Here is a 24,364-nt window from a genome sequence, read left to right as displayed (position 1 = left end):
ACCACATGACAAACAGTAGCCGCGCAGCTTGCCAGGCCCTGGACGCCGATGATCCGCTGGCGCCGCTGCGGACCTTGTTCGACCTGCCGTCCGGCGTGATCTACCTGGACGGCAATTCGCTGGGCGCGCGCCCGCACGCAGCGCTGCAATGCGCACAGCAGGTGATCCAGCAGGAATGGGGACACGACCTGATTCGCAGCTGGAACAAAGCCGGCTGGTTCGACCTGCCGAACCGGCTGGGCAACAAGCTGGCGACGCTGATCGGCGCCGGCGAGAATGAAGTGGTGATCACCGACTCCACTTCCATCAACCTGTTCAAGCTGCTGGCCGGCGCCCTGCAGATCCAGGCCGGCAAGGCGGATGGCGTCAGCCGCAAGGTGATCGTCACCGAACGCGGCAATTTCCCCACCGATATCTACATGGCGCAGGGACTGACCGAATGGCTCGACCGCGGCTACCGCATCCACTTGGCCGACACGCCGCAAGAACTCGCTACGGCAGTGAACGCCGAAACCGCGGTCCTGATGCTGACCCATGTCAACTACCGCAGCGGCCACCTGCACGACATGCAAGCCGTCACCAAGGCCGCACAAGAGCAAGGTGCACTGGTGCTGTGGGACCTGGCGCATTCGGCTGGCGCGGTGCCGGTCGACCTGCATGCGGCGAACGCCGATTTTGCCGTCGGCTGCACCTATAAATACCTCAACGGCGGCCCCGGCGCGCCGGCCTTCGCCTGGATCGCACCGCGCCACCACGCGCAGTTCCGGCAGCCCCTGAGCGGCTGGTGGAGCCACCAGGCGCCGTTCACCATGCAGCCGGCATTTGCGCCCGGCGACGGCATACGGCGCGCGCTGTGCGGCACCCAGCCGGTGGTGTCGCTGGCGCTGGTCGAATGCGGCCTCGACATTTTCGCCCAGACCGACATGCAAGCCTTGCGCCGCAAATCGCTGGCGCTGACCGACCTGTTCATCGCGCTGGTCGAAAGCCGCTGCGCCGGCCTCGGCCTGACGCTGGTCACTCCGCGCCAGCATGAACAGCGCGGCAGCCACGTCAGTTTCGCCCACGCCCACGGCTATGCCGTCATGCGCGAACTGATCGCGCGCGGCGTCATCGGCGATTACCGCGAACCGCACGTGATGCGCTTCGGCTTCACGCCGCTGTACACGCAATTCACCGATGTCTGGGACGCAGTCAGCACCTTGCGCCGGATCCTGGCCGACAAGGATTATGAGATCGATGCACAGCAGGAAGCTGTCACTTAATTACCGGGAGTCACGCAATGGAATGTCCTTACAAGCCCGGCGAATCGTGGCATGGCGCCAAGATGGAATTCGGCGAAACCATGAGCTACGGCGATTACCTGGCGCTGGACCAGATCCTGTCGGCGCAGCAGCCGCGCTCGCCCAACCACAATGAAATGCTGTTCATCATCCAGCACCAGACCAGCGAACTGTGGATGAAGCTGATGCTGCACGAGCTGCACGCAGTGCGCGCGCAGATGCGCAGCAACGACTTGTCGCCGGCGTTCAAGATGATGGCAAGGGTGGCGCGCATCATGGACCAGCTGGTGCACGCCTGGGACGTGCTGGCGACCATGACGCCGCCGGAATACACCGCGATCCGCCCTTACCTTGGCCAGTCGTCAGGTTTCCAGTCGTTCCAGTACCGCGAGATCGAATTCCTGCTGGGGAACAAGAACGCCGCGTTGTTGCAGGTGCACCAGCATTCGCCGGAATCGTATGCGCGGCTGCAGGACGCCTTGCAGCAGCCGTCGATCTACGACGAAGCGGTGATGCTGATGGCGCGCGCCGGCTTGCCGGTGGAACAGGCTCGCCTGAGCCTGGACTGGAGCAATCCCACCGTCGCCGACAAGTCGGTGGAAGCAGCCTGGCTGACGGTGTACAAGGCGCCGGATACGCATTGGGAGTTATACGAATTGGCCGAGAAGCTGGTAGACCTGGAAACCTCGTTCCGCTACTGGCGCTTCCGCCACCTGACCACCGTCGAACGCATCATCGGCTTCAAGAAAGGCACTGGCGGCACCGAAGGCGCCAGCTACCTGAAGATGATGCTGGACGTGGTGCTGTTCCCGGAACTGTTTTCGCTGCGGACTTCTCTCTGAAGCCGGTCAGTTCCCTGGATTGCGCTTGGCCACCCGCGTCCGCACGTCTTGCACGTCGGCTGGATCGCAGCGCAGTTCCAGCAGCTGGTTGACCGCGATCTCATCGGCCAGCGAGGTTGCCGTCACTCTTCCGCCAAAAAAATCGGCATCCAGGCTCAGCGCATTGCAGATGCGTTTTCGGCCCTGTTCGTCCTGAGGCAACTGCAGCACCACCGTCAGGAAACTTGCCGCCGGGCTGCTCTGCGCCTGATCCGGCACAGGCTGACGGGCTATGGCCGCCGGTTCCTGCGCAACTTCCGCGGGAAATCGGATTTGCTGTTCCTCGGCGATTTCATCCAGCGTCACCAGCACGCTGCTATGCGGCCCCGGCCACTTCTTGACGCCGCCGACCACGGCCGGCGCGCCGCCGCTGACTTCGTATTCGGTTTCGGACACCTTCTCGTAATGAAAAGGCTCCCAGGCCGGATCGCCGTGCTTGCGCATCGCCACCGCCTCCAGCACCTGGCTGGCCGGCGCGCCATTGCCCAGCATGCCGACCGCGCTTAGTCCGGCATCGGCTGTTGTATCTTCCATCTCGCTTACCTCATCTGCTTATTGAGAATTTCGTAAAACACGCCAAAACCGCAAGCCGGTTTTTTCGTCGCGCTTAACACGCGCAGCTAAACGGGCCACGGAGTACATGCCTCGCCGTTAAAAAAAACCATGTAATGGGTTCCGTCTCTCTCCGAATCCGTCATGTGGGGTCAGAGTAGCGCCGCGTTTTCAAATACGATGATTTCGCTATTCGGAGTGTAGCGGCTGCGCGGCGAATCCGGCAAGTTTATGCTTCAGGCAGCAGCGAAGCGGGGCTGCGGCCAGGCAGCAGCACGCAAAGCGCTGCGCCGAAAATCAAGGCGAAACCGAGCATGTCGGCATGGCTGGGATGTTCTCCCAATAGCAGCACCGCACCGGACACGCCGACCACCGGCACCAGCAGCGTGCCCAGCGCCGCAGTGCCGGCCGGCAACTGGGCGATGATGCGGAACCACAGGATGTAGCCTAGCGCCATGCCGAAAAAAATGTGATACCCGAGCGCGCACAGCACGGCCGCACGCAAAGGCCCCGGGTGCGGCATGCCTTCGAACCACAGCAAGCCGGCCAGCGCCGCCAGGGCGCCGATCAGCAATTGCCAGGCAGCGATCGCCAGCGGCGGCGCCGCGATCCTGGCCCATTTCATGTAAACGGTGCCCGCTGCCCAGGTCAGGGCGGCAGCCAGCGCATACTGGATACCGGACGGCAAACCACCGGCAGCCAGCGGTGCGATCAGCACCGCCAGGCCCGCAGCACCCAGCGCCAGGCCGGCGCAGCGCATGGTGTCGAGCCGCTCGCGCAGCACTACGCAAGCCATCAGCGTCGCCCACAGCGGCATGGAATAAGTGATGATGGCGACGCGCGAAGTCGCTGCCCCGAGCTGGGCAAAGGTCAGCAGGATGTTGAATGCGGCGATATTGAGCAAAGCTGTCAGCAGGACATGCAGGCGATCGCGGCCGGCTGGGATATGCAAGGCGCGCCAGCCGCGGCCTCCGGCCAGGGCCAGCGCAAACAAGGTAGCGGCGGCGACGCCCAGCCCGACCGTGCGCAAGGTCCACGGCGAAACGGCTCCCAGCGACACCTTCACCGCCGGCCAATTCAAGCCCCAGACCACGCCCAGCAACACCAGCAGGGCCTTGGCTTTGGCGCTGGCCGACCAGGCGTTCTTCATGCCGGCATGGATAATTTTCCTGCCTGCCAGCTGGTGTCGAGGTCCAGCGGATAGACCGGCCGGCGTACATTGCGGATCGGGAATAGCTTGAAATTGGAGCTGGTCGGGCCGCCGCTGTCGGAGTCGCATTCTTCCAGGCCCTTGCTGATCGGCACGAACACTGGACGGCAATACATGCGCGATTTCAGGATCAGGTAGGTTTTGCCGGCCGGATCCAGGCCCAGGCTGGTGAACACGCCGAGATCGTAGGGCTCCACCCGCTCTTCAGTCACCACGATCTGCGCCGCTCCGGTATCGAACAGCACGCTTTTCCCCATCTGCATGGCCGAGCCGGTATAGATCGGGCCGGTTACCTGGAACCGGCCGTCGCTGATCGCCAGCACCGTGCCGCTCAGTGTCAGCGGCGTTTTTTCTATGCCTTGCGCCAGCAGCGCCACCTTGTTGCCGAGCCTGATTGTGGCGCGGCCGCCGACGCCGACCGCCATCAGTTCCGCCACTGCCTCCGGATCGCTGACCGGCCCCACGCCGATATCCGACATCCCCGCCGCCAGGACCGCTTCCAGCACATCCATGGTGTTGCAGGTGCCGCCCGACATGACGTTGTCGCTGTGGTCCAGCAGCAGTACCGGCCCCTGCCCCGCTGCCGCTGCCATTTCCCGAGCATTTGCCAGCGACTGCACCAGGGGCTTGCTGTCGTAGACGAAATCGGCGCGCTCATCCCATATGCTGCCCGCAATACGTGCGGCAACGCGGTCGGCCAGCGCTGCATCGTTATCGGCCACCACCACCACCGACATCCCGGCATCGCGGAAATCGGACAGCGGAAAACCGGCCAGCACCGACACCGCCAGCACGCCAGCCTCGGTTTCGGCAGCTTTTGCCGCCTGCACCGCGCGCTGCATCGCGCTGCGGGAAGTGTTGCTGGCCAGCGTCGCCGCCAGCAGGGGCAGCTGGCGCCAGCCCAGCAGCGGCCGGCATTGTCCTTGCAGCATCTCAGCCAGCAGGCGGCCGGCGTGCGCGCCGGTCTCGTACATGTCGATATGCGGATAAGTCTTGAAACTGACCATGATGTCGGCATTCGCCACCATTTTCCCGGTAACGTTGCCGTGCAGGTCCAGCGCTACGCAGAGCGGCGTCCGCGGTGCGATCTTGCGGATTCTTTCCAGCAGCACGCCTTCGCCGTCTTCCGCGTTTTCAGCCACCATGGCGCCGTGCAGGTCCAGCATGATGGCGTCGCAGCCATCTTCCACCGCGCGCACGATGGCATCGCTCATCAAGGTGTAGGCGTCCGCGGTCACGGCGGCGCTGGGGCTGGCCATCGCCGCCAGCGGCGTGACGATATCCGCCCCCAACGCTGCCGCCACATCCAGGAATCCGCCCATGGCCGTGCGCGCACCCTGCTGGTCAAGGAAGGCGGACGCGCCCCATTGCGGAGCGAATGCTTCCAGCGGCGTCGGAATCGGAGAGAACGTATTGGTCTCGTGGTTCAGCCGCGCGACGACGATTTTCAAGGGCATGTCCTTATCCTCTGGATTCATTTGACGACGACGGCGCTGGCCAGCATCGCATGCAGCAGCACATTGGCGCCGGCTTCCAGGTGTTCCGGCTTGGCGTCTTCGATTTCGTTGTGGCTGACGCCGTCCTTGCACGGCACGAAGATCATGCCGGCCGGCGCCACGCGCGCTGCGTAGATGGCGTCGTGGCCGGCGCCGGAAACCACATCCATGGTGGCGTAGCCGAGCATGGCGGCCGCTTCACGCACCTGCGACACGCACTCCGGGTGGAATGGACAAGGCGGAAAATAAGAGACGCGCTGCAGTTCTATGGCAAGGCCGGTTGCGGCCCGGGTTTTAACGATATAGGCATCGAGGTCGGCGTTCATGCTATCCAGCAGCGCGTCGCTGACGTTACGCAAATCGATGGAAAACTTGACCTGGCCGGGAATCACGTTGCGGCTGTTCGGCAACACCTGCACCGCACCCACCGTGCCGCGGCCATATGGCGGATAGCGTCTGGCGATCGCCACCACTTCCTGCATGATGTAGGTTGACACCTGCAGCGCATCCTTGCGGATTTCCATCGGTGTCGGCCCTGCGTGGGATTCGAAGCCGGTGACGGTGCAGTCGTACCAGGCCAGGCCCAGCACCGCAGGCACCACGCCGATGACGGTATCGGCGTTTTCCAGCACCGGTCCCTGTTCGATATGCGCTTCGTAATACGCGCCTATCGGATGGTCGCCGCTCCGCTGCGCGCCGATATAACCGATGCGCTGCAGTTCATCCTTGACGTTCTTGCCGTCGGTATCGGTCGCCGCATAAGCATGCTCCAGGGTAAAGGCGCCGCAAAATACGCCTGACCCCATCATCACCGGCACGAAACGGGAGCCTTCTTCGTTGGTCCAGACCGCCACCTCAATTGGCGCTTCGGTTTCTATCTGGTGCTGGTTCAGGGTGCGCACCACTTCCATGCCGGCCAGCACGCCGTAGTTGCCGTCGAACTTGCCGCCGGTCGGCTGGGTGTCGATGTGCGAACCGGTGACCACCGGCGGCAGCGCGTTGTTGCGGCCGGGCCGGCGCATGAAGATGTTGCCGATCTGGTCCACCGTAACGCTCATGCCTTCGCTTCTGGCCCAGGCGCTGACCAGGTCGCGTCCCTGCTTGTCGAGGTCGGTCAAGGCCAGGCGGCATACGCCGCCCTTTTTTGTAGCGCCGATGGCGCCGAGTTCCATCAGCGATTTCCACAAGCGGTCGCCGTCTATGCGCAGGTTGTCGATTGCCGAAACTGTTTCCATGTCCATGCTTGCTCCAGAAATTGCAATAATGCCGGCGCCGTCACGCCGCCAGGTTGACGCCCAGGTAACGATCCTTGGCATTGTCGTCCGCCAGGAAACCGGCATTGCTGGCGCTGTACACCATGCTGCCCTGCTCCAGGATGTAATGGCGGTCCGCCAGCTGAGTGCAGACTTCCAGGTTCTGTTCGACCAGGATGATCGACATGCCGGTGGCCTTGATCTGTTTCAGCTGCGCCACGATTTCATCGACAATCACCGGCGCCAGCCCTTCCACCGGCTCGTCCAGCATCAGCACCTTGGGATGGGTCATCAGGGCCCGTCCGATCGCCAGCATCTGCTGTTCGCCACCCGACAGCTGGCCGCCGCCGTTCTTCCGCCGTTCTTTCAGGCGCGGGAAAATCCTGTAGATGTCTTGCAGCTGCCAGGCCGATTCGCGCCGCGCCGCCATGGTCAGGTTTTCTTCCACTGTCAGCAGCTTGAAAATGCCGCGGTGCTCGGGCACCAGGCAGACGCCGCGCGCCGCGATCTTGTAGGACGCCAGGCCAGCCAGGTTATCGCCCTGGAACAGCACCTTGCCCAGCGCCGGCCGCAGCACGCCGACGATGCTCTTGAGCGTGGTGGTCTTGCCGGCGCCGTTACGGCCCAGCAGCGTCACCACCTCGCCTTCCGCGACGTTGAGCGATACGCCCTGCAGGATGTGGCTTTTGCCGTAGTAGCTATGGATCTGTTCGACGCTGAGTATCATGCGCGGCCTCCGGTAATCATGCTGCCGAGGTAGGCACGGCGCACGCGCTCGTCGCTGCGGATAACATCGGGCTTGCCCTCGGCCAGGACCTGGCCCTGCTGCATCACCGTGATGCTGTCTGAAATGTCCATCACGATATCCATGTTGTGTTCGATCAGCAGCACGGTGTAGCTGTCGCGCAGGCCGTGGATCAGGCGCTTCATTTCAGCGATATCATCGATGCCCATGCCGGATGTCGGTTCATCCAGGAAAATTACCTTGGGACGCCCCGCCATCGCCATGCCGACTTCTAGCCGGCGCTGCTGGCCGTGCGACAGTTCGCCCGTAATGCGCTCAGCCACGCCGTGCAGGTTCAGCTGCGCCAACAGGCTGTCGGCGAGTTCGCAAGCGGCGGTCATCGATTCCGCGCGCCGCCAGGGATTGAATGCTTGCGTCGGCCGGGTTCCCTGCGCTGCCAGCCGCAGGTTTTCGCGCACGCTCAGGTTGGGAAACAGGCTGGTCACCTGGAACGAGCGCGCCAGGCCCTTGCGCACGCGCTTGTAGCCGGGCAGGTGCGAGACTTCCTCGCCTTCCACCAGGATGCTGCCTTCGCTGATCGGCGTGCTGCCGGTCAGCGTATGGAACAGCGTGGTCTTGCCGGCGCCGTTGGGGCCGATCACCGAATGCACGGTACCTGGCATGATGTCCAGCGTCACGCCGTTGACCGCGGTGAATTTTCCATAGCGTTTGGTGACCTTCACCGCCTTGAGGATAGGAACTGCCATGCTCATTTCTCCTTCAGCGGATTGCCGCTCAACGGTTCAGCGCTGCCGGGCGAGCGCTTGAATTTTTGCAGCAGCGATTGCGCCACGCCGTACAAACCCTTGTGCATGTACAGGCTGACGCCGATCAGCAAGAAACCCAGCAGCATCAGCCAGCGCGGCCACAGGCTGGAGAGCCAGTTGCCGGCCAAGACATAGAACGCCGCCCCCAGCACCGAAGCAAACAGGTTGCCGGCGCCGCCGATGACGGTCATCACCAGGATCGATTCGCTGGCGTGATATTCGATATTGGACAATGGTGCGATGCCGGTCATCACGGCATGCAGGCCGCCCGCCAGGCCGGTGACGGCGCCCGAGATCACGAATGCCGCCAGCTTGAACATGGTGACGTCGTAACCGACTGCGGCGGCGCGCGTTTCATTGTCGCGTATCGCCAGCAGGGTGCGGCCCAGCACCGAATCGACGATGCGTTGCAACAGCCAGAACACCAGCACGAAGATGACCGCGACCAGGCTGTAGTATTGCCATGGCGTGCCGATCGTCATCAGCTTGGCGCCGAACAGGCTCAGGTCCGGCCGGGGAATGTTCAGCAAGCCGTTGTCGCCGCCGGTGACATCCTTCATGGTGTAGGCCAGGAAATAAAACATCTGCGAGAAAGCCAGCGTCAGCATCACGAAATACGTGCCGCGCTGGCGGATCGAGAACCAGCCCACCAGCAAGGCAACCAGCGCCCCCGCCAGCATCGCGATCAGCAGCGCCGGCAGCAGCTGTACATGGAGATGCAGCAGGACCAGTCCGGCAGCGTAACTGCCGATGCCGAGGAAAATTCCCTGGCCGAACGACATCAGCCCGGTGTAGCCTAGCAGCAGGTTGCAGCCCAGCGCCGCCAGCGCAAAAATCAGAACTTCAGTCGCCAGCGTGCCGGAGCTGAGCGTCAGCGGCAGGATCAGGACCGTGGCGATCACCAGCAAGGTGAAGCGGAAATGCATGAGGTTTTTCATGACCGGATCCTCAGCTGGCCCGGCCGAACAGGCCGTTGGGACGCAGCAGCATGACTGCCGCCATGGCGATGTAGATAGTCAGGTGCGCGCCTTCCGACCAGATGGTGCTCATCAGGCTTTGCAGCACGCCGACCAGGATGCCGCCGGCCAGCGCCCCGAAGAAACTGCCGAGGCCGCCGATCACTACCACCACGAATGCAATGCCCAGCGCTTCCACACCCATGAAAGGTTCGACGCCGCGGATCGGTCCCGCCAGCGCCCCGGCCAAACCGGCAGTGGCGGCGCCGAGCGCAAACACCAGGCTGAAGATGCGGTCGATGTTCAGGCCCAGCAATCCCACCATCTCGGTCGATTCGCTGCCGGCGCGCACGATCGAACCGAGCCGCGTTCCTTCCAGCACCCACCACAGCAGCAAGGCCATCAGCGCAGTGAAAGCAATCACGAACAAGCGGTATTTCGGATAGACAAAATTGCCGACGATGACCACCCCTTGCAGCAGGTCCGGCGGCGAAATATTGTTGCCCAGCGGCCCCCAGTATGAAATCACAGCTTCCTGCAGCACCAGCGCCAGGCCGACCGTGAACAGGATATGGAAGTGGTGCGGCAACTGGTAGATATGCCGCAGCGCGAATTTTTCCATCAGCCAGGCAAACAGGCCGACCGCCAGCGGCGCGAACAGCAGCGTCCACCAGAAGCTCATGCCCATCTCGCCCATTTGAAAACACAGGTAGGCGCCTAGCAGGAAAAAGGCGCCATGCGAGAAATTGACGAAACGCAGCAAGCCGAACACGATGCTCAACCCCACCGCCAGCAGGAAATACAACATGCCGATGCCAATGCCATTGACTATTTGCAGCAGATATATATTCATGAAACCTCAATCTTCGTAAGCGGACGGAGCCACCACACCGCTGCAAGCGCGCCTGCAGCGGCGATCCGCAGGTCTTCAGGCGAGCTTGCACATGGTCTTGTCCAGCGGCAGGAACGACTTGCCGAAGGAAACGATGTCGGCATAATCGTTCTTGTTGCGCATCTTCGATTTCGGTTTGCCCTTGAGCAGGTAGTAGTTCTTGATTACCTGGTGGTCGCCCTTGCGGATTTCCTCGGTTCCGGTCAGGCCTTCGTATTTCATGCCTTCCATCGCCGCGATCACCGCTTTCGGATCCGTGCTGTTCGCCTTGGCCATGGCGTCCAGCATGATCTTGGTGCAGATGTATGAACCGGCCAGGCTGTAGTTCGGATCGATCTTCAGGCTGGTATTGACGAACTGTACGAACTCCTTGTTGAAGGGCGCATCTATGCCGTGCCAGTACTGCGCACCGAAATACACACCATCGCAGATGTCGGCGCCGAGTGCCTCGAACTGCTCCAGGCCGGAAGCCCAGGCCATCAGGATGGTCATATTGTTTTTCATGCCGAAGCTGACCGCCTGGCGCAGCGCGTCGGACGACTGCGAACCGAAATTCAGCAACAGCAGCACATCGGGCTTGGCCGCAATCGCGTTAGTCAGGTAGCCGCTGAATTCTTTTTCGGCCAGCGAGTGGTAGCTGTTGCCGACGTGCTCGATGCCCTTTTCCTTGAAGATCGCCTTGGCCGCGTTCAGCAAACCATCGCCGAACACATATTGCGGCGTGATGGTGTACCAGCGTTTCGCCTTCGGCAGCTTGTCCAGCAACGGCCGCACAGTCTGTTCTATCGCGCCGAAAGTCGGCACCGACCAGCGGAAGGTCGCGCGATTGCATTCGCTGCCGGTGATTTCGTCGGCGCCCGCGGTGGTGACAAAAATGCTGTTGGCTTTTTCCGCTTCCTTGCCCATCGCCAGCGACTCTGAAGAGAGGATGCCGCCGGCAAAAAAATGCGTACCCTTTTCGATCGCTTCCTGCACCTTGCGCACTGCCGTGGCTGGCTTTCCTTCGGTGTCGATTGCCGTGTAGCTCAGGCTCTTGCCCAGCACCTTGTTATATTTTTGCAGTACCAGCTTCATGCCCATGTCGGCGTATTTTCCATTGGCCGCGAACGGGCCGGACATCGGCACCGGGCAGGCAAACTGGATCGTATCCGACTGCGCGAACACGTCGGAAAACGACAAGGCGCCCGGTGCGGCGAGTGCGGAAAGCTTAAGAAAATCGCGACGGTTGATCATATTCACATCTCCTGAAATGGCGAGTCATTGAAAGCTTGCATCGATAGCCGTTGACGCAAGTTCTGTGCCTGTGGCGGAAAAAATTCCATGGTGGAACAAGGTAGAAATTTATTTGCGAACGAGCTGAAACACGTTGTGTTTACAGGGGTAAACGCGACGTGGATATCATCGCAAAGCGATGAAAAAAAGATGCTCGATGACGATCAGGGAGATCGCGCCTGCAGTGGAACATGCTTGCTGAAAAACATGGTGTCTCCTCCTGGTTGACTGCTGCTTGCTGCTTTATATTTTTTGTATTTTCTTCTTGCGTTCGCATATTTCCATACGCGGTATTCACCGCCCGCCATGCAGCCTCACATTGCATGCAGGATGCCGACAACGGATAGAGCGAAGACGAGACAGGACATTCACGGCAGCGCACCGTCCGCAAGGAACAGGATGGATTGATTATTGCGAAATACCAGCGCAGATATTAGATACACTTTTGAATTACATGTAAAACTGTACTGGCTGTTCTAAGGAACTGTACTGACAACACTTAGAACGGTGATCAGCTTTGGTGCACAGCTCACCATGAAATGGCAAGCTGCTATCCGAAGTATTCAAAAAGGATTGCTGACCTTCACCACCGGCGCCACAGCCAGCACCTCAGGCAAGGTGCGCGACTCCAGCTCCGCCACTACCTGGTTCAGCAGCGACTGCAGGGTCTTGGCCTGCTCCAGCCCGCGCTGGTCCAGGGTCAGGTCGAGATCGCCGAACAGGCTGACCCGGTCCAGGCGATTCTCGACGTTCAGCTTGCCGATGGCGAGGGTTGCGCTTTCGTCGGCGAACGGGATAAATTTAGACATGCGACCATCCTTTATGGATCAGGTTTGTGATGAAATTCAGGAACATTTTCAAGGCGTCGTTGAACAGCCTGGTTAACAAATCCGCCTCTATTTTCTTGATCTGTGCTGCCGGTTCCTCTCTTTTTTCAGGCGCATTCCTGGCGCCGTGCTGGCCGGCCCCAGCGCCCGGCAGCGGCATCGCCACGTCCTTGATGCGCTTCGGCACGCCGGGCAGCAGGTCGATACGCAACGTGTTTTCCAGCTGCGTCACCGACAAGGCCTGGTAGTGCGACGTATCTTCATTCTTGATGAAATAAGCGGCGGCCTGCTGTCTCTTCGGACTATAGACCACTTTGTAGATATAAGTCGGCACCAGCACATTGCCGATCTTTTGCAGGTCCTGGCCGAGGAAGGCCGGTCCGGTAATCACGTACAGCTCGCCGTCTTTCTCCGCCAGCCGCCGCACCGCGCTTTCGATTTCGGCCCAGACATGGCGGTTGTTTTGCGGATTCTGCGGAATCATGTTGGCCAGGCTGAAACTTTCATACTGCGAAGTGCGGTTCGCCATGTCGCCGTTGGGACTCATGTGGCCGCGGTCGAAGCCGGAGCGCGCATAATCTTTCAGCTCGGCGCGGCCGCTGATCAGCAGGGCGGGTTCGGGATGAAAGGAATTTTCGCGCGACAGCGTGCGGGCGGCGTCGATATTGCTGCGCGTCAGGTGCTCGGCCGACCACAGCGGGGTGCGCGTGATCCCTGAATGCATGACGGCGAAAGCCTGGTAGCACAATTCCTGGGTCTGGCGCGCCAGCTTGTCATTGAGGATTTCTGGCGCCCGGCCGGCGGCGTAATGAGAGGGACAATCTGTGGCAAAAGCCGATGAAGCAAGAAGTAAAAGGGGAAGCAGGAAACGATATGGCTTGTGCGGCATTGCTCACCAAAACTGTATAAATACCCAGTATAAGGTTTAACTTAAACCGCACCAAGCACTATCCCTCATTTTTTTGCGATGCGATCAATGCGGCGTACGGAATCCGTTTGCCGCCCAGGCGCCGGCGCTGCTTTCGCTAAGCTTGAAAGTCGCCGCTACCCGCACCTGCGCCAGCTGTTCGCCGTCGGCATCGTGGGCGGTCAGCAAAGCATAGGGAAAATCGTCGTCGGGAACGATGTCGAGCGTGACATTGAGCGTTGTTTCAGCGGCATCCACCACGATGCTCTTGTGCAGCATGGCATGCAGCTGCTGTTCGTGCCGGCGCACGAACTCCGAGGCGGTCTTGACCAGCGTGATGAAAGCCGAGGCATCCAGCGGTTTCGGATTCTTCTTGTCGCGGCCCATGGTCCAGGGCCCGATCAGCGCCGGTTCCGGTTCGCCGTCCTTGATCATCGCTACCGCCCAGCCGTCGTCATCGTCGTTCTTGATGATGCGCGCGGTCCAGCCGTCGTCGCACCACAGGCGCGGCTCCTGGATCAGCCGGTCGCCGGCGGCGGTTTCATCGTGGGCATCGGGGGTTGCTGCGGAATTGTCTGTCATTGGGATTGCTTCGCTGCTGATAGAAGGTAGATGAGGCTAGGAAGGCCAAATTGTATAGTACAAAGCGCGGCGCCTCACTGGCGCCGGAATTGTTTGCGGTAGGCGGCGGGCGAAACCGAGAACGCGGCAGTGAAATGCTGGCGCAGCGACACGGTGGAGCCGAAGCCGACCAGTTCGGCGATGCGGTCTATCGCCTTGTCGGAAGTTTCCAGCAGCCGTTGCGCCGACGCCAGGCGATGGTTGAGCAGCCATTGCGATACCGTGGTCCCGGTTTTCATCTTGAAGCGGCGGGTGAAATTGCGCCGGCTCATGGCGGCCTTCGCAGCCAGCAGGTCCAGGCACAGCGGCTGTTCCAGGTGTTCGATGGCCCAGTCCAGGGTAACCGTAAGCTGGTCGCTGCCGCCGCTTGCCGGCAACGGTTGTTCGATGTACTGCGCCTGGCCGCCATTGCGATGCGGCGCCACCACCATGCGCCGGGCGATACGGTTGGCCACGTCGGCGCCATGGTCGCGGCGCAGCAGATGCAGGCAGCAATCGATCGCCGCCGCGGTGCCGGCCGAGGTCAGGATATCGCCATCGTCGACGTACAGTACTTTCTGGTCCAGCTTGACGCGTGGGTACTTGCGGGCAAAATCCTCGGCCCACACCCAGTGGGTGGATGCCGCCCGGCCATCCAGCAAACCGGCTTCGGCCAGTACAAACGCCCCCAGGCACAAACCGACCACCCTGGCGCCGCGCAAGTGCGCCTGGCGCAATGCCTGCAGCAAGGCTTCAGGCGGACGCTCGTCGGGATCGCGCCAGGCCGGCACGATCACGGTGTCGGCTTCCACCAGCGCGGACAGGTCATGCCGCACATCGATATCGAATCCCGACATGGTTGCAATCAGGCCCGCCTTCTCGCCGCATATCAGCAAGCGGTAGCGCGGCACGCCCAACCTGGCCAGGTCGTCGCCGAACACCATGCACGGCACGGACAGGTGGAAAGGACTGATGCCCTCGAAAGCGATCACCGCCACGGTATGCATTTTCTCGGGAGCAGTTGCGGAATTCTGGGCCAATTTCAACATGGCCCGATCCTATCACATTATGTCTATCGGGACACTTTCGCCGATTACCCTGAAACCCGATACTTCGTCCTGTTCCAACGCTCGCTGCAGAGAGCCAGGGGAAAGGCAGGGATGAGCGATTGGCGTCCATCCTGCCCATTCACACAGGAGTTCCAAGATGCACCACCCAACCATCCGCGCCATCGCCGGCGCAACCGCACCGGCCAAGATAGAAGCCGCCAGCACCGCGCTGCTGGTGATCGACTTTCAAAACGAATACTTCAGCGGCAAGATGCCGATTCCCGACGGCGCGCGCGCACTCGGCAACGCCCAACGCCTTACGGCCTTCGCCGACCGGGCAGGCATCCCGGTATTCCATGTCCAGCATGTCACGCCGGCAGGCACGCCGATTTTTGCCGAAGGCGGGACCACCCTGCAATTCCATGACGAACTGCAGCCCGCCGCGCACCACACCGTGCTGCAAAAATCGTCGGTCAGCGTGTTCCCGACCACCGACATCGACAGCCGCCTCAAGGCAGCCGGCATCAATACCCTGATCATCAGCGGCCTGATGACCCACGCCTGCGTAGCCGGCGCCGCACGCGACGCAGTGCCCCTCGGTTACCAGGTGCTGGTAGCCGAAGACGCCTGCGCCACCCGCGACCTCGACGCCGCCGACGGCGCCGTCCTGCCGCACGCCGCTCTCCACCGCGCATCGCTGGCAACCATCGCCGACACCTTCGGCGACATCATGACAACCGCCCAGATCCTGCAGTTACCCGTAGCCTAAACCACCACGCTTATTAATTAGGCTCAGAGTCAAATTGTTGACCGCTCAACAATTTGACTCTGACCCTAATTAACTGGCTGGCAAGGTTGGGGGTGGGGAAATATGGCCGGGGGAATAAGTGGCATACTGTGCGGATTGCGGGATTGGGTACGTTAGCTGATGGGCATGGGTTGTCACTAAAAGGCGGAGTGAAATGAAAAACTGGATTCGTCTCAACAAGGGATTCCTGCTGTTCCTTTTTCTTTTCGGGATTTTCCGCACCGCGGTCGCCGACTGGAATCCGATCCCTTCCGGTTCCATGCGCCCTAACCTGCTGGAAGGCGATGTGGTGTTCGTCAACCGCCTCGCATTCAACCTGAAAGTCCCGCTCACCAACATCGTCCTCAGCCGCCTCGGCGAACCGAAGCGCGGCGATATCGTCACCTTCTTTTCACCGCTGGACGACACCCGGCTCATCAAGCGCGTGATCGCCCTGCCCGGCGACATTGTCGAGATGCGCGATGAAAAGATGATCATCAACGGCCAGCAAGCCAGCTACGCCATGCTGGGCAGCGCGCCCGAACCGCTGGAGCATGGCGGCGCCCTGGTGGCCTTGCGCCTGAATGAAAAGATGGGAACGGAACAGCATCGCATCCAGCTGCTGCCGCAAGTCAACGCCGAGCGCAATTTCGGCCCGATCACGGTGCCGCAGGACCACTACATGATGCTGGGCGATAACCGCGACAACAGCGGCGACTACCGCCATTTCGGTTTCGTGCCGCGCGAGCTGCTGATCGGGCGCGCCGAACGGGTGCTGGTGTCGGCCGACATCAAGGGTAACTGGATGCCGAGGACCGAACGCTTCGGCATGCAGCTGCACTAACGCCGCCGGCCCGCCGCGCGGCTGCCGATATTGTGCAGCCGCTTTTCAATCAGTTCCGACATGCCCTGCGCCGCAATTGAAAGAGAGCGCTCTTTCTTTTTCACGATCAGGATAGGCCGCACGATGTCCTGCGCATCGATCGGGATGCTGACCAGGTCCATGTGGCGGAACTGGAACAAGGTCAGCTCCGGCACGATGCTGACGCCCAGGCCGGATTCGATCAAGCCCGCCACCGTCGCCAGATGCTCCACTTCCAGCCCCGAATTCATCACCGGAATGCCGCGCAACAATAGCTCGACATGCTGGCGCACGCTGGTCGAACGCGCCAGGTGTATCAGCTCGCAGCCGCCCAGGTCTGGCAGGCGGATGCGGCGCTTGCCGGCCAGCGCATGGTCCTGGCGGCACACCAGGTAAAACGGATCGCTGCACAAGGTCTTGGTATCGAACTCGGTCAGGCCCGAACCGGGCGCGGTCAAGGCAATATCGGCCTTGCCCTGGCGCAGCATGGCCAGGCACTGATCCGACAAGGCGTCGAACAGCTGCACCGTAATCCCCGGATAAGCCCGCTTGTATTCGGCAATCACCGCCGGCAAGCCGTTCGCCGCCAGCGACGGCAGCGCGGCGATCGCCACCCGGCCTTTACGCCTGGCGACGTAGTCGCTCATGTCGGCGAATGCCGATTCGATATCGCCGACCAGCGAACGCGCCACTTCCGCGAACAGTTCACCCTCGGCGGTCAGGGTGACGTTGCGCGTATCGCGCTCGAACAGCTTGGCGCCCACCGCCACTTCCAGTTTCTGGATCATGACGCTGAACGCCGATTGCGACATGAAGCAGCGCTCCGCAGCGTGAGTGAAATGCTTGCATTCCTGCAGCGCCAGGAAGGCGTGCAGCGAGCGGGTGGAGATATTGAGTTTCATCGATTAATCCGTTTTAACGATCAATCTATCGAAAAAATTCATTTTACAGCACAAACCACAGCTCCCAGAATGCGCTTAAAACAAGAGCAATAACAAGTATTCCCATAAAAATATCCAAGGGATAGGAGACAGACAACATGCTGGCATTACTCGGCTTCATTACCATCGTCACCCTGCTGGCGGCGATCCTGACAAAAAAAATGTCGCCCCTGGTGGCGCTTATCGCAATCCCCATCATCGCCGCCCTGGTCGGCGGCTTTGGCCTGGAGACCTCCAAATTCATCGTCTCCGGCATCACCGGCATTGCGCCGGTGGCCGGCATGTTCGTGTTCGCGATCCTGTTCTTCGGCATCGTCACCGATGCCGGCATGCTCGATCCGATCATCTCCGCCATCCTGCGCATCGTCGGCAGCCGCCCTACCCGCATCGTGCCCGGCACCGCGCTGCTGGCGCTGCTGATCCACCTCGACGGTTCGGGCGCGGTCACCTTCCTGGTGACGATTCCCGCCATGCTGCCGCTGTACACGCGGCTCGGCATCGACAAGCGCATCCTGGCCTGCGTCGCATCGCTGGCGGCCGGCGTCAATTTCCTGCCATGGACCGGCCCCATGATCCGCGCTTCCGCCGCCTTGCATATTCCGGTCAGCGAGATTTTCACGCCCTTGATCCCGGTGCAGGTGGTCGGCCTGGTATTCGTTTTTTCGGTGGCCTACTACCTCGGCCTGAAAGAGGAACGGCGGCTCGGCCTGGCCAAGGACGCGCCGTCCGGTTTCGTCCATACGCATGCATTGTCCGAGGCGGAAAAAAGCATACGCCGTCCGCAGAATTTCTGGATCAATATCGTGCTGACCGTTTTTGTTCTGGGCGTGATGATCAGCGGCAAAATCGATCCGGTGGTGATGTTCATGATCGGCGTGGTGCTGGCGCTGATGGTCAATTACCGCAATGCCGACATGCAGCGCGCCCGCATCGATGCCCACGCCAAGGCGGCCCTGCTGATGGCCAGCATCCTGTTCGCCGCCGGCGTGTTCACCGGCATCATGAGCAAATCCGGGATGCTGAGCGCCATGGCCAAGATGGCGGTCGGCCTGGTGCCGCCCTCGATGGCCTCGCATATCCCGGTAGTGCTCGGGCTGCTGTCGATGCCGCTGTCCATGCTGTTCGATCCCGACTCTTTCTACTTCGGCGTGCTGCCGGTGATCGCCGAAGTCGGCCATATGCTGGGCGTGCAACCGCTGCACGTGGCGCAGGCCGCGCTGCTGGGCCAGATGACTACCGGCTTCCCGGTCAGCCCGTTGACGCCTGCCACCTTCCTGGTGGCGGGTCTGGCCGGCATCGATCTCGCCGACCACCAGAAATACACGTTCAAATACCTGTTCGCGGCCTCGGTCATCATGACGATCACCTGTGTCGCGATCGGCGTCTTCCCTTTATGAGGACGCATACAGCTTGAGGAAACCAGCATGAGACATATCCGCATCGGCGCCGGCGCCGGCTACTCCGGCGACCGTATCGAACCCGCCATAGAACTGGCTGAAAAAGGCGAAATCGACTACCTGGTGTTCGAGTGCCTGGCCGAGCGCACCATCGCCATCGCCCAGCAGAGCCGGATGAAAGATCCCGCACTCGGCTTCGATCCGCTGCTGGCGGAGCGGATGCGGGCGGTGCTGGCCATCTGCAGCGCCAAGAAAATCAAGATCATCACCAACATGGGCGCGGCCAATCCGCTGGCCGCCGCCGCCACAGTCAGGCAGATTGCGCAAAGCATGAACCTCAAGCTGAAAGTGGCTGCGGTGACCGGCGACGATGTGCTGGACACCCTGAAAGCGGGCGACTACATCAGCGACCAGGATATCGCCGTCAACAGCCTGGGCGACAGGCTGCTGTCGGCCAACGCCTATATCGGCGCCGCGCCGCTGGTGGAAGCGCTGGCGCAGGGCGCCGACGTCATCATCACCGGCCGCGTGGCCGACCCGGCGCTGTTCCTGGCGCCCTTGATCCACGAGTTCGGCTGGGCCATGGACGACTGGCACCGCCTCGGCCAGGGTACGCTGGCCGGGCACTTGCTGGAATGCGCGGGCCAGGTCAGCGGCGGTTATTTCGCCGATCCGGGCTACAAAGACGTGGCGGGGCTGGCGCGCCTGGGTTTCCCGATCGGCGAGGTGGCGGAAGACGGTTCGGTCGTGATCACCAAGGTTGCCGGCTCCGGCGGCCAGGTAACGCCGGCCACCTGCAAGGAACAGCTGCTGTACGAAATACACGATCCCGCCAGTTACCTGACGCCGGACGTGGTGGCCGATTTTTCGGCGGCGACGGTGCAGGAAATCGGCCCCGACCGGGTGCTGGTGCAAGGCGCCACCGGCCGCGCCAGGCCGGACACCCTGAAAGTATCGATAGGTTATATCGACAGCTACATCGGCGAAGGACAGATTTCCTATGCCGGGCCGGGTGCGCTGGCGCGCGGCAGGCTGGCGCAAGCCATCGTCGCCGAACGGCTGCAGCTCAGCGCCGTGGCGTTCGATGAAATCCGCTATGACCTGCTGGGCGTGGACGCAATCCACGGCGCCGCCTTGTCGGCGCAACCGGGCGAACCGTATGAAGTGCGGCTCCGCGTCAGCGCCCGCAGCGGCAGCATAGGCGAAGCGATCCGCATCGGCAATGAGGTCGAGACACTGTACACCTGCGGGCCGGCGGCCGGCGGCGGCGTCACCAAGACGGCGAAGGAAGTGGTTGCGGTGCAGTCTTGCCTGCTGCCACGCGAGCAGGTGTCAACCACCGTCCATTTCGATTGAGGATGAAAATGCAACTACGCGAGCTTGCCCATTCCCGCGCCGGCGACAAAGGCGACATCTCCAACCTGTCGGTGATCGCCTACCGCGCACAAGACTATGCGCTGCTGGAAAAATACCTGACGCCGGAACGCGTCAAGGCGCATTTCACCGGCATCGTGCATGGCGAGGTGGTGCGCTATGCGCTGCCAAGCCTGGGCGCATTCAACTTTGTCATGCAGCGCGCCCTGGGCGGCGGCGTCACGCGCTCCCTGGCGCTGGACGCCCACGGCAAATGCCTGAGTTCGGCGATAATGACCCTGGAAATTCCTGACGATATCGATCCATCCTGATCCATCCACGCCGCCAAGAAAGGAAGTTCATGAGAATGCAGATTCGCCGCTTGCCGCGCCAAACCACGTACGCCACGGTAGCCCTGGCCCTTGCCATGCTGGGAGCCGTGGCGTCGGCGCAAACGCTGGCGCCGGAAACCCAGCGCTACCACGACATCTACAAAGAGCTGGTGGAAATCAATACCAGCCACTCGGCGGGCGACACCACGAAAGCCGCGCATGCAATGGAAAAGCATCTGCTGGACGCAGGCTTCAAGGCCGGCGACATCCAGGTGATAGAACCATTCCCGCGCAAAGGCAACCTGGTGCTGCGTTTCAAGGGCAACGGCGGCAAGCAGCCGCTGCTGTTGCTGGCGCATATCGACGTGGTCGAGGCCAAGCGCGAAGACTGGAAGACCGATCCCTTCCAGCTGCAGGAAACCGGCGGCTATTTCACCGCCCGCGGCTCGATCGACGACAAGGCGATGGCGTCGGCTTTCGTGTCGGTGCTGAGCCAGCTCAAGCAGGAAGGCTTCAAACCCAGCCGCGACATCATCCTGGCGCTGACCACGGATGAAGAACGCGGCGACGTGGAAAGCAACGGCGCCAAATGGCTGATCGCCAACAAACCCGAATTGCTCAAGGCGGAGTTCGGCATCAACGAAGGCGGCGGCGGCGAACTGCGCGACGGCAAGCCGAACCTGCACCGGATCCAGGTCGCCGAAAAAATCTACGCCACTTACGAACTGGAAGCACGCGATGCCGGCGGCCACAGTTCGACCCCGACGGCCAACAACCCGATCTATGCCATCGCCGCCGCGCTCAACAGATTGAGCGCTTACCGCTTCCCGGTGCACCTGGCCGAAGTCACCACCGGCTATTTCGCCCGCAGCGCGCCGTTCGCCAGCGGCCAGCTGGCCGCCGACATGCGCGCGGTGGGCAGCGGCAAGCCGGACGCCGCTGCAATTGAGCGCCTGTCGGCGGTCCCTGACTACAATGCGCAACTGCGCAGCACCTGCGTGGCCACCATGGTCAGCGCCGGCCATGCCGAAAACGCCCTTCCGCAATCGGCCAAGGCCACCGTCAACTGCCGCATCCTGCCGCAAGACGATCCTGACGATATCGATCGCCAGTTCAAGCAGGTGATCAATAACGACAAGATCACTGTGCGTTACACCAACAAGCCGCTGCGCAGCCCGGCTTCGCCGCTCAACGGCGACCTGGTGAAAACGGTGGAAGCGCTGACCCAGGACATGTGGCCAGGCGTGCCTGTGGTACCGGCCATGAGCACCGGCGCCACCGACAGCAGTTACATGCGCAATGCGGGAATTCCGATGTATGGCGTGTCAGGCTTGTTTGTCGAGCCGTCGGACCGCCGCACGCACGGCCTGGACGAGCGCGTCGAAATCCAGCGTTTGTACGACGGCCGTGAATTCCTCTACCGTCTGGTCAAGCGCCTGGCGCAATAGAGACGGAAATAAGCCGCAAACTGAACCGGTTCCGGCGCCCGCCGGGGCCGGGCTGCCTTGCTGCCGAATTCGAGCGCAAGAACCAGAGTGTCCAGGGCACGGATATGCCCTATGTTGCAATTGTGCGGCGCCTGCCGCTCGCCAATTGACGGACACCTGCCATGAACTTTATCGAACTGCTCCTGCTCGCCGCGATCTGGGGCGCATCGTTTCTCTTCCTGCGGATTGCCGCGCCTGAATTCGGCCCCTTCGCGCTGATCGCGCTGCGCGTCGGCATTGCCGCGCCGGTGCTGCGCTCTGCCGCCGCCCGCAGCCAATGCCGCAGCAAGGCATGGCCTTTGTTTGTAGTCGGCGTCAGCAATTCCGCGGTTCCGTTCGCCCTGTTCGCCTATTCCACGCTGTCCGTCAACGCCGGCATCGACTCCATCCTGAACGCCACCACGCCGATCTGGGCCGCCCTGATCGCGGCGCTCTGGTTCGGGCACGCCATGAACCGCAGCCAGGCCTGCGGCCTGATGCTGGGCCTGGCCGGGGTTGCAGTGCTGGTGTGGGATAGCGCCGGAGCCGGCGTGGCAGGCGTGCCGCTGGCGATCGCAGCCGCGCTGCTGGCTGCCGTGTGCTACGGTTTTGCGGTGAATTATTCCAAGCGGCATCTGGCAGGAGTGCAGCCGTTGGCAGTCGCCTTCGGCAGCCAGCTGTTCGCCTCCGTCGTGCTGCTGCCTCCGGCGCTGCTGTCCTGGCCGCAGCATGCTATCGCGCCCGCCATCTGGGCTTGCGTCGCCGCCCTCGGCGTGGTCTGCACCGGCTTCGCTTACATCTTGTACTTCCGCCTGATCGAACGCGTAGGCGCATCGTATGCCGCCTCCGTGACTTTCCTGATCCCGGTGTTCGGACTAATCTGGGGCGCTGTTTTCCTAAACGAAAAAATCACCCCAGCCATGCTAGCCGGCTGCGCCATCACCTTGCTCGGAACCGCCCTCGCCAGCGGCAAGCTGGGCAGCTTATTACCAGGCAAACGCAAAGCAAAGACCAGCCCGGGTTAACAAACATCACTTTAAAAAACCGACAGATGCAAGTCACGCACTTGACGATTCCCTTGTAGACAGCCAATTACGGTGTTACATTTTTCCCTTTCGTAATTAGGGTCAGAGTCAAATTATTTCGCGAACATTAATTAGGGTCAGAGTCGAATATTTTCTACGTCCTGAACGGCGCAGAAAAATGTCTGACGAAAGCTGCTGGCCAGCTAGGGCAAACCGGCGCGCAATGCGCATGGGCATACTATTGTCCCTGTTATTGCATCTCGGCCTGATGCAATTATTCCGACCTCATGCCGCTGCCGATGCGGCCCCAGGTTCGCAGCCGGCGATGACCTGGTTGCTGTTGCCGGCCGCACCGCCAGCCCCGGCACGTGCAGCGTCCATCACCAAGCCACCTGTCGTCCAGCACGATCCGCATCCCGCCCAGCCTTCTGTCCGCACCAATACGATAACCCCGCTGCCATCCGCAATACCCCGCGAGAACAGCATCGGCGACACCGCAGCCATTTCCCAACCAGCGCACAAACAGCCACGCGTCGACCTGGACGCCGCATTCAACACGGCCAGGAAGATCGCCACGGATCCCGCCGAGAGACGCAACGGTACCGCCGTCTCGCAATTGCAAACGCACCCGCTGGAAGCCCGCCCCGATAATCCGCTGGCCCAAGATATCCAACGCAGCGCGCGCGCCGACTGCCTCGACGTCGGCCGTCCGTTCGGTTTACTAGCTCCCCTGGTGCTCGCCGCGGACGCAGTGCTGTCAAAAAAAGATAGCGGCTGCAAGTGGTAGCGCCTGTTGATTGTCTTGTCGGCAGCCAGTTACGGTGTTACATTTTTCCCTTTCGTAATTAGGGTCAGAGTCGAATTATTTCGCGAACATTAATTAGGGTCAGAGTCGAATATTGATGGACGAGAATATTCGACTCTGACCCTAATTAAATCCGACGGCAAAGGATGACTGACCTTTTTTCATGTTTTTCATCGGAGAGAAAACAATATGCGCGCGATCCTCAATTTCCTGTGGTTTGTCCTGGGCGGAGTGTTCATGGGCCTGGGCTGGTGGCTGGCCGGCGCTGTCGCCTTCCTCACCATCGTCGGCATCCCTTGGGGCAAGGCTTGTTTCGTGATCGGGCAATTTACCTTCTTCCCTTTCGGCAGGGAAGCGGTGAGCCGGAAAGAGCTGAACAACAGGGACGACATCGGCACCGGCAGCCTGGGCCTGGTCGGCAATATTCTGTGGTTCGTGTTTGCCGGCGTCTGGCTGGCTATCGGCCACGTGCTCTCGGCCATCGCCTGCTTCATCACCATCATCGGCATTCCGTTCGGCGTCCAGCACCTGAAGCTGGCCGGCATTGCGCTGGCGCCGATAGGCAAGACCATCGTCACTAAAGAAGTGGCGGCTGCGGCGCGCAGGCAGGGCGCGGACGAGGCTGTGGCAAAACTGAGGACAAACACCTGATTGCTGCACGCATGCGCAA

General features: G+C 61.6%; 25 protein-coding genes. 11 read left to right on the top strand and 14 right to left on the bottom strand.

Annotated elements, in window-relative coordinates:
* The first annotated feature begins 5 nt into the window (after positions 1-5).
* Together kynU and kynA are read left to right on the top strand one after the other, a co-directional pair.
* Positions 6-1,262: a kynureninase gene (gene kynU / locus BM062_RS20525; RefSeq protein ID WP_092400297.1), complete on the top strand. Its 1,257-nt coding sequence runs from the start codon at positions 6-8 to the stop codon at positions 1,260-1,262.
* Between the two features lie 17 nt (positions 1,263-1,279).
* Positions 1,280-2,122 (top strand): tryptophan 2,3-dioxygenase, encoded by an 843-nt coding sequence (gene kynA / locus BM062_RS20520; protein WP_092400295.1) that lies wholly within the window; start codon positions 1,280-1,282, stop codon positions 2,120-2,122.
* Between the two features lie 6 nt (positions 2,123-2,128).
* On the opposite strand, the gene BM062_RS20515 is transcribed toward kynA, so the two are convergent.
* The 13 genes from BM062_RS20515 to BM062_RS20455 all read right to left on the bottom strand — a co-directional run bounded on the left by BM062_RS20515 (position 2,129) and on the right by BM062_RS20455 (position 14,684).
* On the bottom strand, positions 2,129-2,695 hold the full coding sequence (locus tag BM062_RS20515) for a hypothetical protein (protein ID WP_092400293.1): 567 nt from the start codon (positions 2,693-2,695) through the stop codon (positions 2,129-2,131).
* Positions 2,696-2,942: 247 nt separating this feature from the next.
* On the bottom strand, positions 2,943-3,863 hold the full coding sequence (locus tag BM062_RS20510; protein ID WP_092400291.1) for a DMT family transporter: 921 nt from the start codon (positions 3,861-3,863) through the stop codon (positions 2,943-2,945).
* The gene (locus BM062_RS20505; RefSeq protein WP_092400351.1) at positions 3,860-5,380 is read right to left on the bottom strand and encodes a M81 family metallopeptidase; all 1,521 of its coding nucleotides are present in this window, start codon (positions 5,378-5,380) and stop codon (positions 3,860-3,862) included. Before BM062_RS20505 ends, BM062_RS20510 begins: the two co-directional genes overlap by 4 nt.
* 17 nt (positions 5,381-5,397) lie before the next feature.
* Positions 5,398-6,654, bottom strand: coding sequence for a Zn-dependent hydrolase (locus BM062_RS20500; RefSeq protein ID WP_371326617.1), 1,257 nt, complete (start codon positions 6,652-6,654; stop codon positions 5,398-5,400).
* Positions 6,655-6,694: 40 nt separating this feature from the next.
* Positions 6,695-7,399: an ABC transporter ATP-binding protein gene (locus BM062_RS20495; RefSeq protein WP_092400287.1), complete on the bottom strand. Its 705-nt coding sequence runs from the start codon at positions 7,397-7,399 to the stop codon at positions 6,695-6,697.
* Entirely contained in the window at positions 7,396-8,163 is a 768-nt protein-coding gene (locus BM062_RS20490; RefSeq protein ID WP_092400285.1) for an ABC transporter ATP-binding protein, read from the bottom strand. Before BM062_RS20490 ends, BM062_RS20495 begins: the two co-directional genes overlap by 4 nt.
* 2 nt (positions 8,164-8,165) lie before the next feature.
* Complete coding sequence (locus tag BM062_RS20485; protein WP_092400283.1) at positions 8,166-9,161, bottom strand: branched-chain amino acid ABC transporter permease; 996 nt, start codon at positions 9,159-9,161, stop codon at positions 8,166-8,168.
* A 10-nt stretch (positions 9,162-9,171) separates the two neighbouring features.
* Entirely contained in the window at positions 9,172-10,032 is an 861-nt protein-coding gene (locus BM062_RS20480; RefSeq protein ID WP_092400281.1) for a branched-chain amino acid ABC transporter permease, read from the bottom strand.
* 75 nt (positions 10,033-10,107) lie between these two features.
* On the bottom strand, positions 10,108-11,304 hold the full coding sequence (locus BM062_RS20475) for an ABC transporter substrate-binding protein (protein ID WP_092400279.1): 1,197 nt from the start codon (positions 11,302-11,304) through the stop codon (positions 10,108-10,110).
* A 602-nt stretch (positions 11,305-11,906) separates the two neighbouring features.
* Positions 11,907-12,152, bottom strand: a complete 246-nt coding sequence (locus BM062_RS20470) for a hypothetical protein (protein WP_092400277.1) — start codon at positions 12,150-12,152, stop codon at positions 11,907-11,909.
* Complete coding sequence (locus BM062_RS20465) at positions 12,145-13,059, bottom strand: DNA/RNA non-specific endonuclease (RefSeq protein WP_092400275.1); 915 nt, start codon at positions 13,057-13,059, stop codon at positions 12,145-12,147. Before BM062_RS20465 ends, BM062_RS20470 begins: the two co-directional genes overlap by 8 nt.
* 84 nt (positions 13,060-13,143) lie before the next feature.
* The gene (locus BM062_RS20460; protein WP_092400273.1) at positions 13,144-13,659 is read right to left on the bottom strand and encodes a hypothetical protein; all 516 of its coding nucleotides are present in this window, start codon (positions 13,657-13,659) and stop codon (positions 13,144-13,146) included.
* 74 nt (positions 13,660-13,733) lie between these two features.
* Positions 13,734-14,684 (bottom strand): GlxA family transcriptional regulator, encoded by a 951-nt coding sequence (locus BM062_RS20455; RefSeq protein ID WP_092400271.1) that lies wholly within the window; start codon positions 14,682-14,684, stop codon positions 13,734-13,736.
* A 199-nt stretch (positions 14,685-14,883) separates the two neighbouring features.
* Here BM062_RS20455 and BM062_RS20450 point away from each other — a divergent pair, with 199 nt between their 5' ends.
* Positions 14,884-15,495, top strand: coding sequence for a cysteine hydrolase family protein (locus BM062_RS20450; RefSeq protein WP_092400269.1), 612 nt, complete (start codon positions 14,884-14,886; stop codon positions 15,493-15,495).
* A gap of 193 nt (positions 15,496-15,688) precedes the next feature.
* Complete coding sequence (gene lepB, locus BM062_RS20445; RefSeq protein ID WP_092400267.1) at positions 15,689-16,357, top strand: signal peptidase I; 669 nt, start codon at positions 15,689-15,691, stop codon at positions 16,355-16,357.
* Here the strand turns inward: lepB and BM062_RS20440 are convergent.
* The gene (locus tag BM062_RS20440; RefSeq protein ID WP_092400265.1) at positions 16,354-17,277 is read right to left on the bottom strand and encodes a LysR family transcriptional regulator; all 924 of its coding nucleotides are present in this window, start codon (positions 17,275-17,277) and stop codon (positions 16,354-16,356) included. The two genes, lepB and BM062_RS20440, sit on opposite strands and share 4 nt — an antisense overlap.
* 137 nt (positions 17,278-17,414) lie before the next feature.
* On the opposite strand from BM062_RS20440, the gene BM062_RS20435 reads away from it, so the two are divergent.
* From BM062_RS20435 to BM062_RS20405, 7 genes are all read left to right on the top strand, one after another.
* Positions 17,415-18,713, top strand: a complete 1,299-nt coding sequence (locus BM062_RS20435; RefSeq protein ID WP_092400263.1) for a CitMHS family transporter — start codon at positions 17,415-17,417, stop codon at positions 18,711-18,713.
* A 27-nt stretch (positions 18,714-18,740) separates the two neighbouring features.
* Positions 18,741-20,069, top strand: coding sequence for an acyclic terpene utilization AtuA family protein (locus tag BM062_RS20430; RefSeq protein WP_092400261.1), 1,329 nt, complete (start codon positions 18,741-18,743; stop codon positions 20,067-20,069).
* An 8-nt stretch (positions 20,070-20,077) separates the two neighbouring features.
* Complete coding sequence (locus tag BM062_RS20425) at positions 20,078-20,398, top strand: AtuA-related protein (protein WP_092400349.1); 321 nt, start codon at positions 20,078-20,080, stop codon at positions 20,396-20,398.
* Positions 20,399-20,427: 29 nt separating this feature from the next.
* On the top strand, positions 20,428-21,846 hold the full coding sequence (locus BM062_RS20420; RefSeq protein WP_092400259.1) for a M20/M25/M40 family metallo-hydrolase: 1,419 nt from the start codon (positions 20,428-20,430) through the stop codon (positions 21,844-21,846).
* A 161-nt stretch (positions 21,847-22,007) separates the two neighbouring features.
* Positions 22,008-22,889, top strand: a complete 882-nt coding sequence (locus tag BM062_RS20415; RefSeq protein WP_092400257.1) for a DMT family transporter — start codon at positions 22,008-22,010, stop codon at positions 22,887-22,889.
* Positions 22,890-23,118: 229 nt separating this feature from the next.
* Positions 23,119-23,676, top strand: coding sequence for a hypothetical protein (locus BM062_RS20410; RefSeq protein WP_092400255.1), 558 nt, complete (start codon positions 23,119-23,121; stop codon positions 23,674-23,676).
* Between the two features lie 207 nt (positions 23,677-23,883).
* Entirely contained in the window at positions 23,884-24,345 is a 462-nt protein-coding gene (locus tag BM062_RS20405) for a YccF domain-containing protein (RefSeq protein ID WP_092400253.1), read from the top strand.
* Positions 24,346-24,364 lie beyond the last annotated feature (19 nt).

The sequence above is a fragment of the Collimonas sp. OK412 genome (genome assembly GCF_900112135.1).
Taxonomy (GTDB): domain Bacteria; phylum Pseudomonadota; class Gammaproteobacteria; order Burkholderiales; family Burkholderiaceae_D; genus Collimonas; species Collimonas rhizosphaerae.
Note: the sequence above shows the minus strand (reverse complement) of the source record. Positions and strands in the feature narration are given on the sequence as shown.

What these genes read in the sequence shown, in the direction of transcription:
- kynU (WP_092400297.1), top strand. Translation starts at nt 6, where the DNA reads ATGACAAACAGTAGCCGCGCAGCTTGCCAGGCCCTGGACGCCGATGAT.
- kynA (WP_092400295.1), top strand. Translation starts at nt 1,280, where the DNA reads ATGGAATGTCCTTACAAGCCCGGCGAATCGTGGCATGGCGCCAAGATG.
- BM062_RS20515 (WP_092400293.1), bottom strand. Translation starts at nt 2,695, where the DNA reads ATGGAAGATACAACAGCCGATGCCGGACTAAGCGCGGTCGGCATGCTG.
- BM062_RS20510 (WP_092400291.1), bottom strand. Translation starts at nt 3,863, where the DNA reads ATGAAGAACGCCTGGTCGGCCAGCGCCAAAGCCAAGGCCCTGCTGGTG.
- BM062_RS20505 (WP_092400351.1), bottom strand. Translation starts at nt 5,380, where the DNA reads ATGCCCTTGAAAATCGTCGTCGCGCGGCTGAACCACGAGACCAATACG.
- BM062_RS20500 (WP_371326617.1), bottom strand. Translation starts at nt 6,654, where the DNA reads ATGGAAACAGTTTCGGCAATCGACAACCTGCGCATAGACGGCGACCGC.
- BM062_RS20495 (WP_092400287.1), bottom strand. Translation starts at nt 7,399, where the DNA reads ATGATACTCAGCGTCGAACAGATCCATAGCTACTACGGCAAAAGCCAC.
- BM062_RS20490 (WP_092400285.1), bottom strand. Translation starts at nt 8,163, where the DNA reads ATGGCAGTTCCTATCCTCAAGGCGGTGAAGGTCACCAAACGCTATGGA.
- BM062_RS20485 (WP_092400283.1), bottom strand. Translation starts at nt 9,161, where the DNA reads ATGAAAAACCTCATGCATTTCCGCTTCACCTTGCTGGTGATCGCCACG.
- BM062_RS20480 (WP_092400281.1), bottom strand. Translation starts at nt 10,032, where the DNA reads ATGAATATATATCTGCTGCAAATAGTCAATGGCATTGGCATCGGCATG.
- BM062_RS20475 (WP_092400279.1), bottom strand. Translation starts at nt 11,304, where the DNA reads ATGATCAACCGTCGCGATTTTCTTAAGCTTTCCGCACTCGCCGCACCG.
- BM062_RS20470 (WP_092400277.1), bottom strand. Translation starts at nt 12,152, where the DNA reads ATGTCTAAATTTATCCCGTTCGCCGACGAAAGCGCAACCCTCGCCATC.
- BM062_RS20465 (WP_092400275.1), bottom strand. Translation starts at nt 13,059, where the DNA reads ATGCCGCACAAGCCATATCGTTTCCTGCTTCCCCTTTTACTTCTTGCT.
- BM062_RS20460 (WP_092400273.1), bottom strand. Translation starts at nt 13,659, where the DNA reads ATGACAGACAATTCCGCAGCAACCCCCGATGCCCACGATGAAACCGCC.
- BM062_RS20455 (WP_092400271.1), bottom strand. Translation starts at nt 14,684, where the DNA reads ATGCATACCGTGGCGGTGATCGCTTTCGAGGGCATCAGTCCTTTCCAC.
- BM062_RS20450 (WP_092400269.1), top strand. Translation starts at nt 14,884, where the DNA reads ATGCACCACCCAACCATCCGCGCCATCGCCGGCGCAACCGCACCGGCC.
- lepB (WP_092400267.1), top strand. Translation starts at nt 15,689, where the DNA reads ATGAAAAACTGGATTCGTCTCAACAAGGGATTCCTGCTGTTCCTTTTT.
- BM062_RS20440 (WP_092400265.1), bottom strand. Translation starts at nt 17,277, where the DNA reads ATGAAACTCAATATCTCCACCCGCTCGCTGCACGCCTTCCTGGCGCTG.
- BM062_RS20435 (WP_092400263.1), top strand. Translation starts at nt 17,415, where the DNA reads ATGCTGGCATTACTCGGCTTCATTACCATCGTCACCCTGCTGGCGGCG.
- BM062_RS20430 (WP_092400261.1), top strand. Translation starts at nt 18,741, where the DNA reads ATGAGACATATCCGCATCGGCGCCGGCGCCGGCTACTCCGGCGACCGT.
- BM062_RS20425 (WP_092400349.1), top strand. Translation starts at nt 20,078, where the DNA reads ATGCAACTACGCGAGCTTGCCCATTCCCGCGCCGGCGACAAAGGCGAC.
- BM062_RS20420 (WP_092400259.1), top strand. Translation starts at nt 20,428, where the DNA reads ATGAGAATGCAGATTCGCCGCTTGCCGCGCCAAACCACGTACGCCACG.
- BM062_RS20415 (WP_092400257.1), top strand. Translation starts at nt 22,008, where the DNA reads ATGAACTTTATCGAACTGCTCCTGCTCGCCGCGATCTGGGGCGCATCG.
- BM062_RS20410 (WP_092400255.1), top strand. Translation starts at nt 23,119, where the DNA reads ATGGGCATACTATTGTCCCTGTTATTGCATCTCGGCCTGATGCAATTA.
- BM062_RS20405 (WP_092400253.1), top strand. Translation starts at nt 23,884, where the DNA reads ATGCGCGCGATCCTCAATTTCCTGTGGTTTGTCCTGGGCGGAGTGTTC.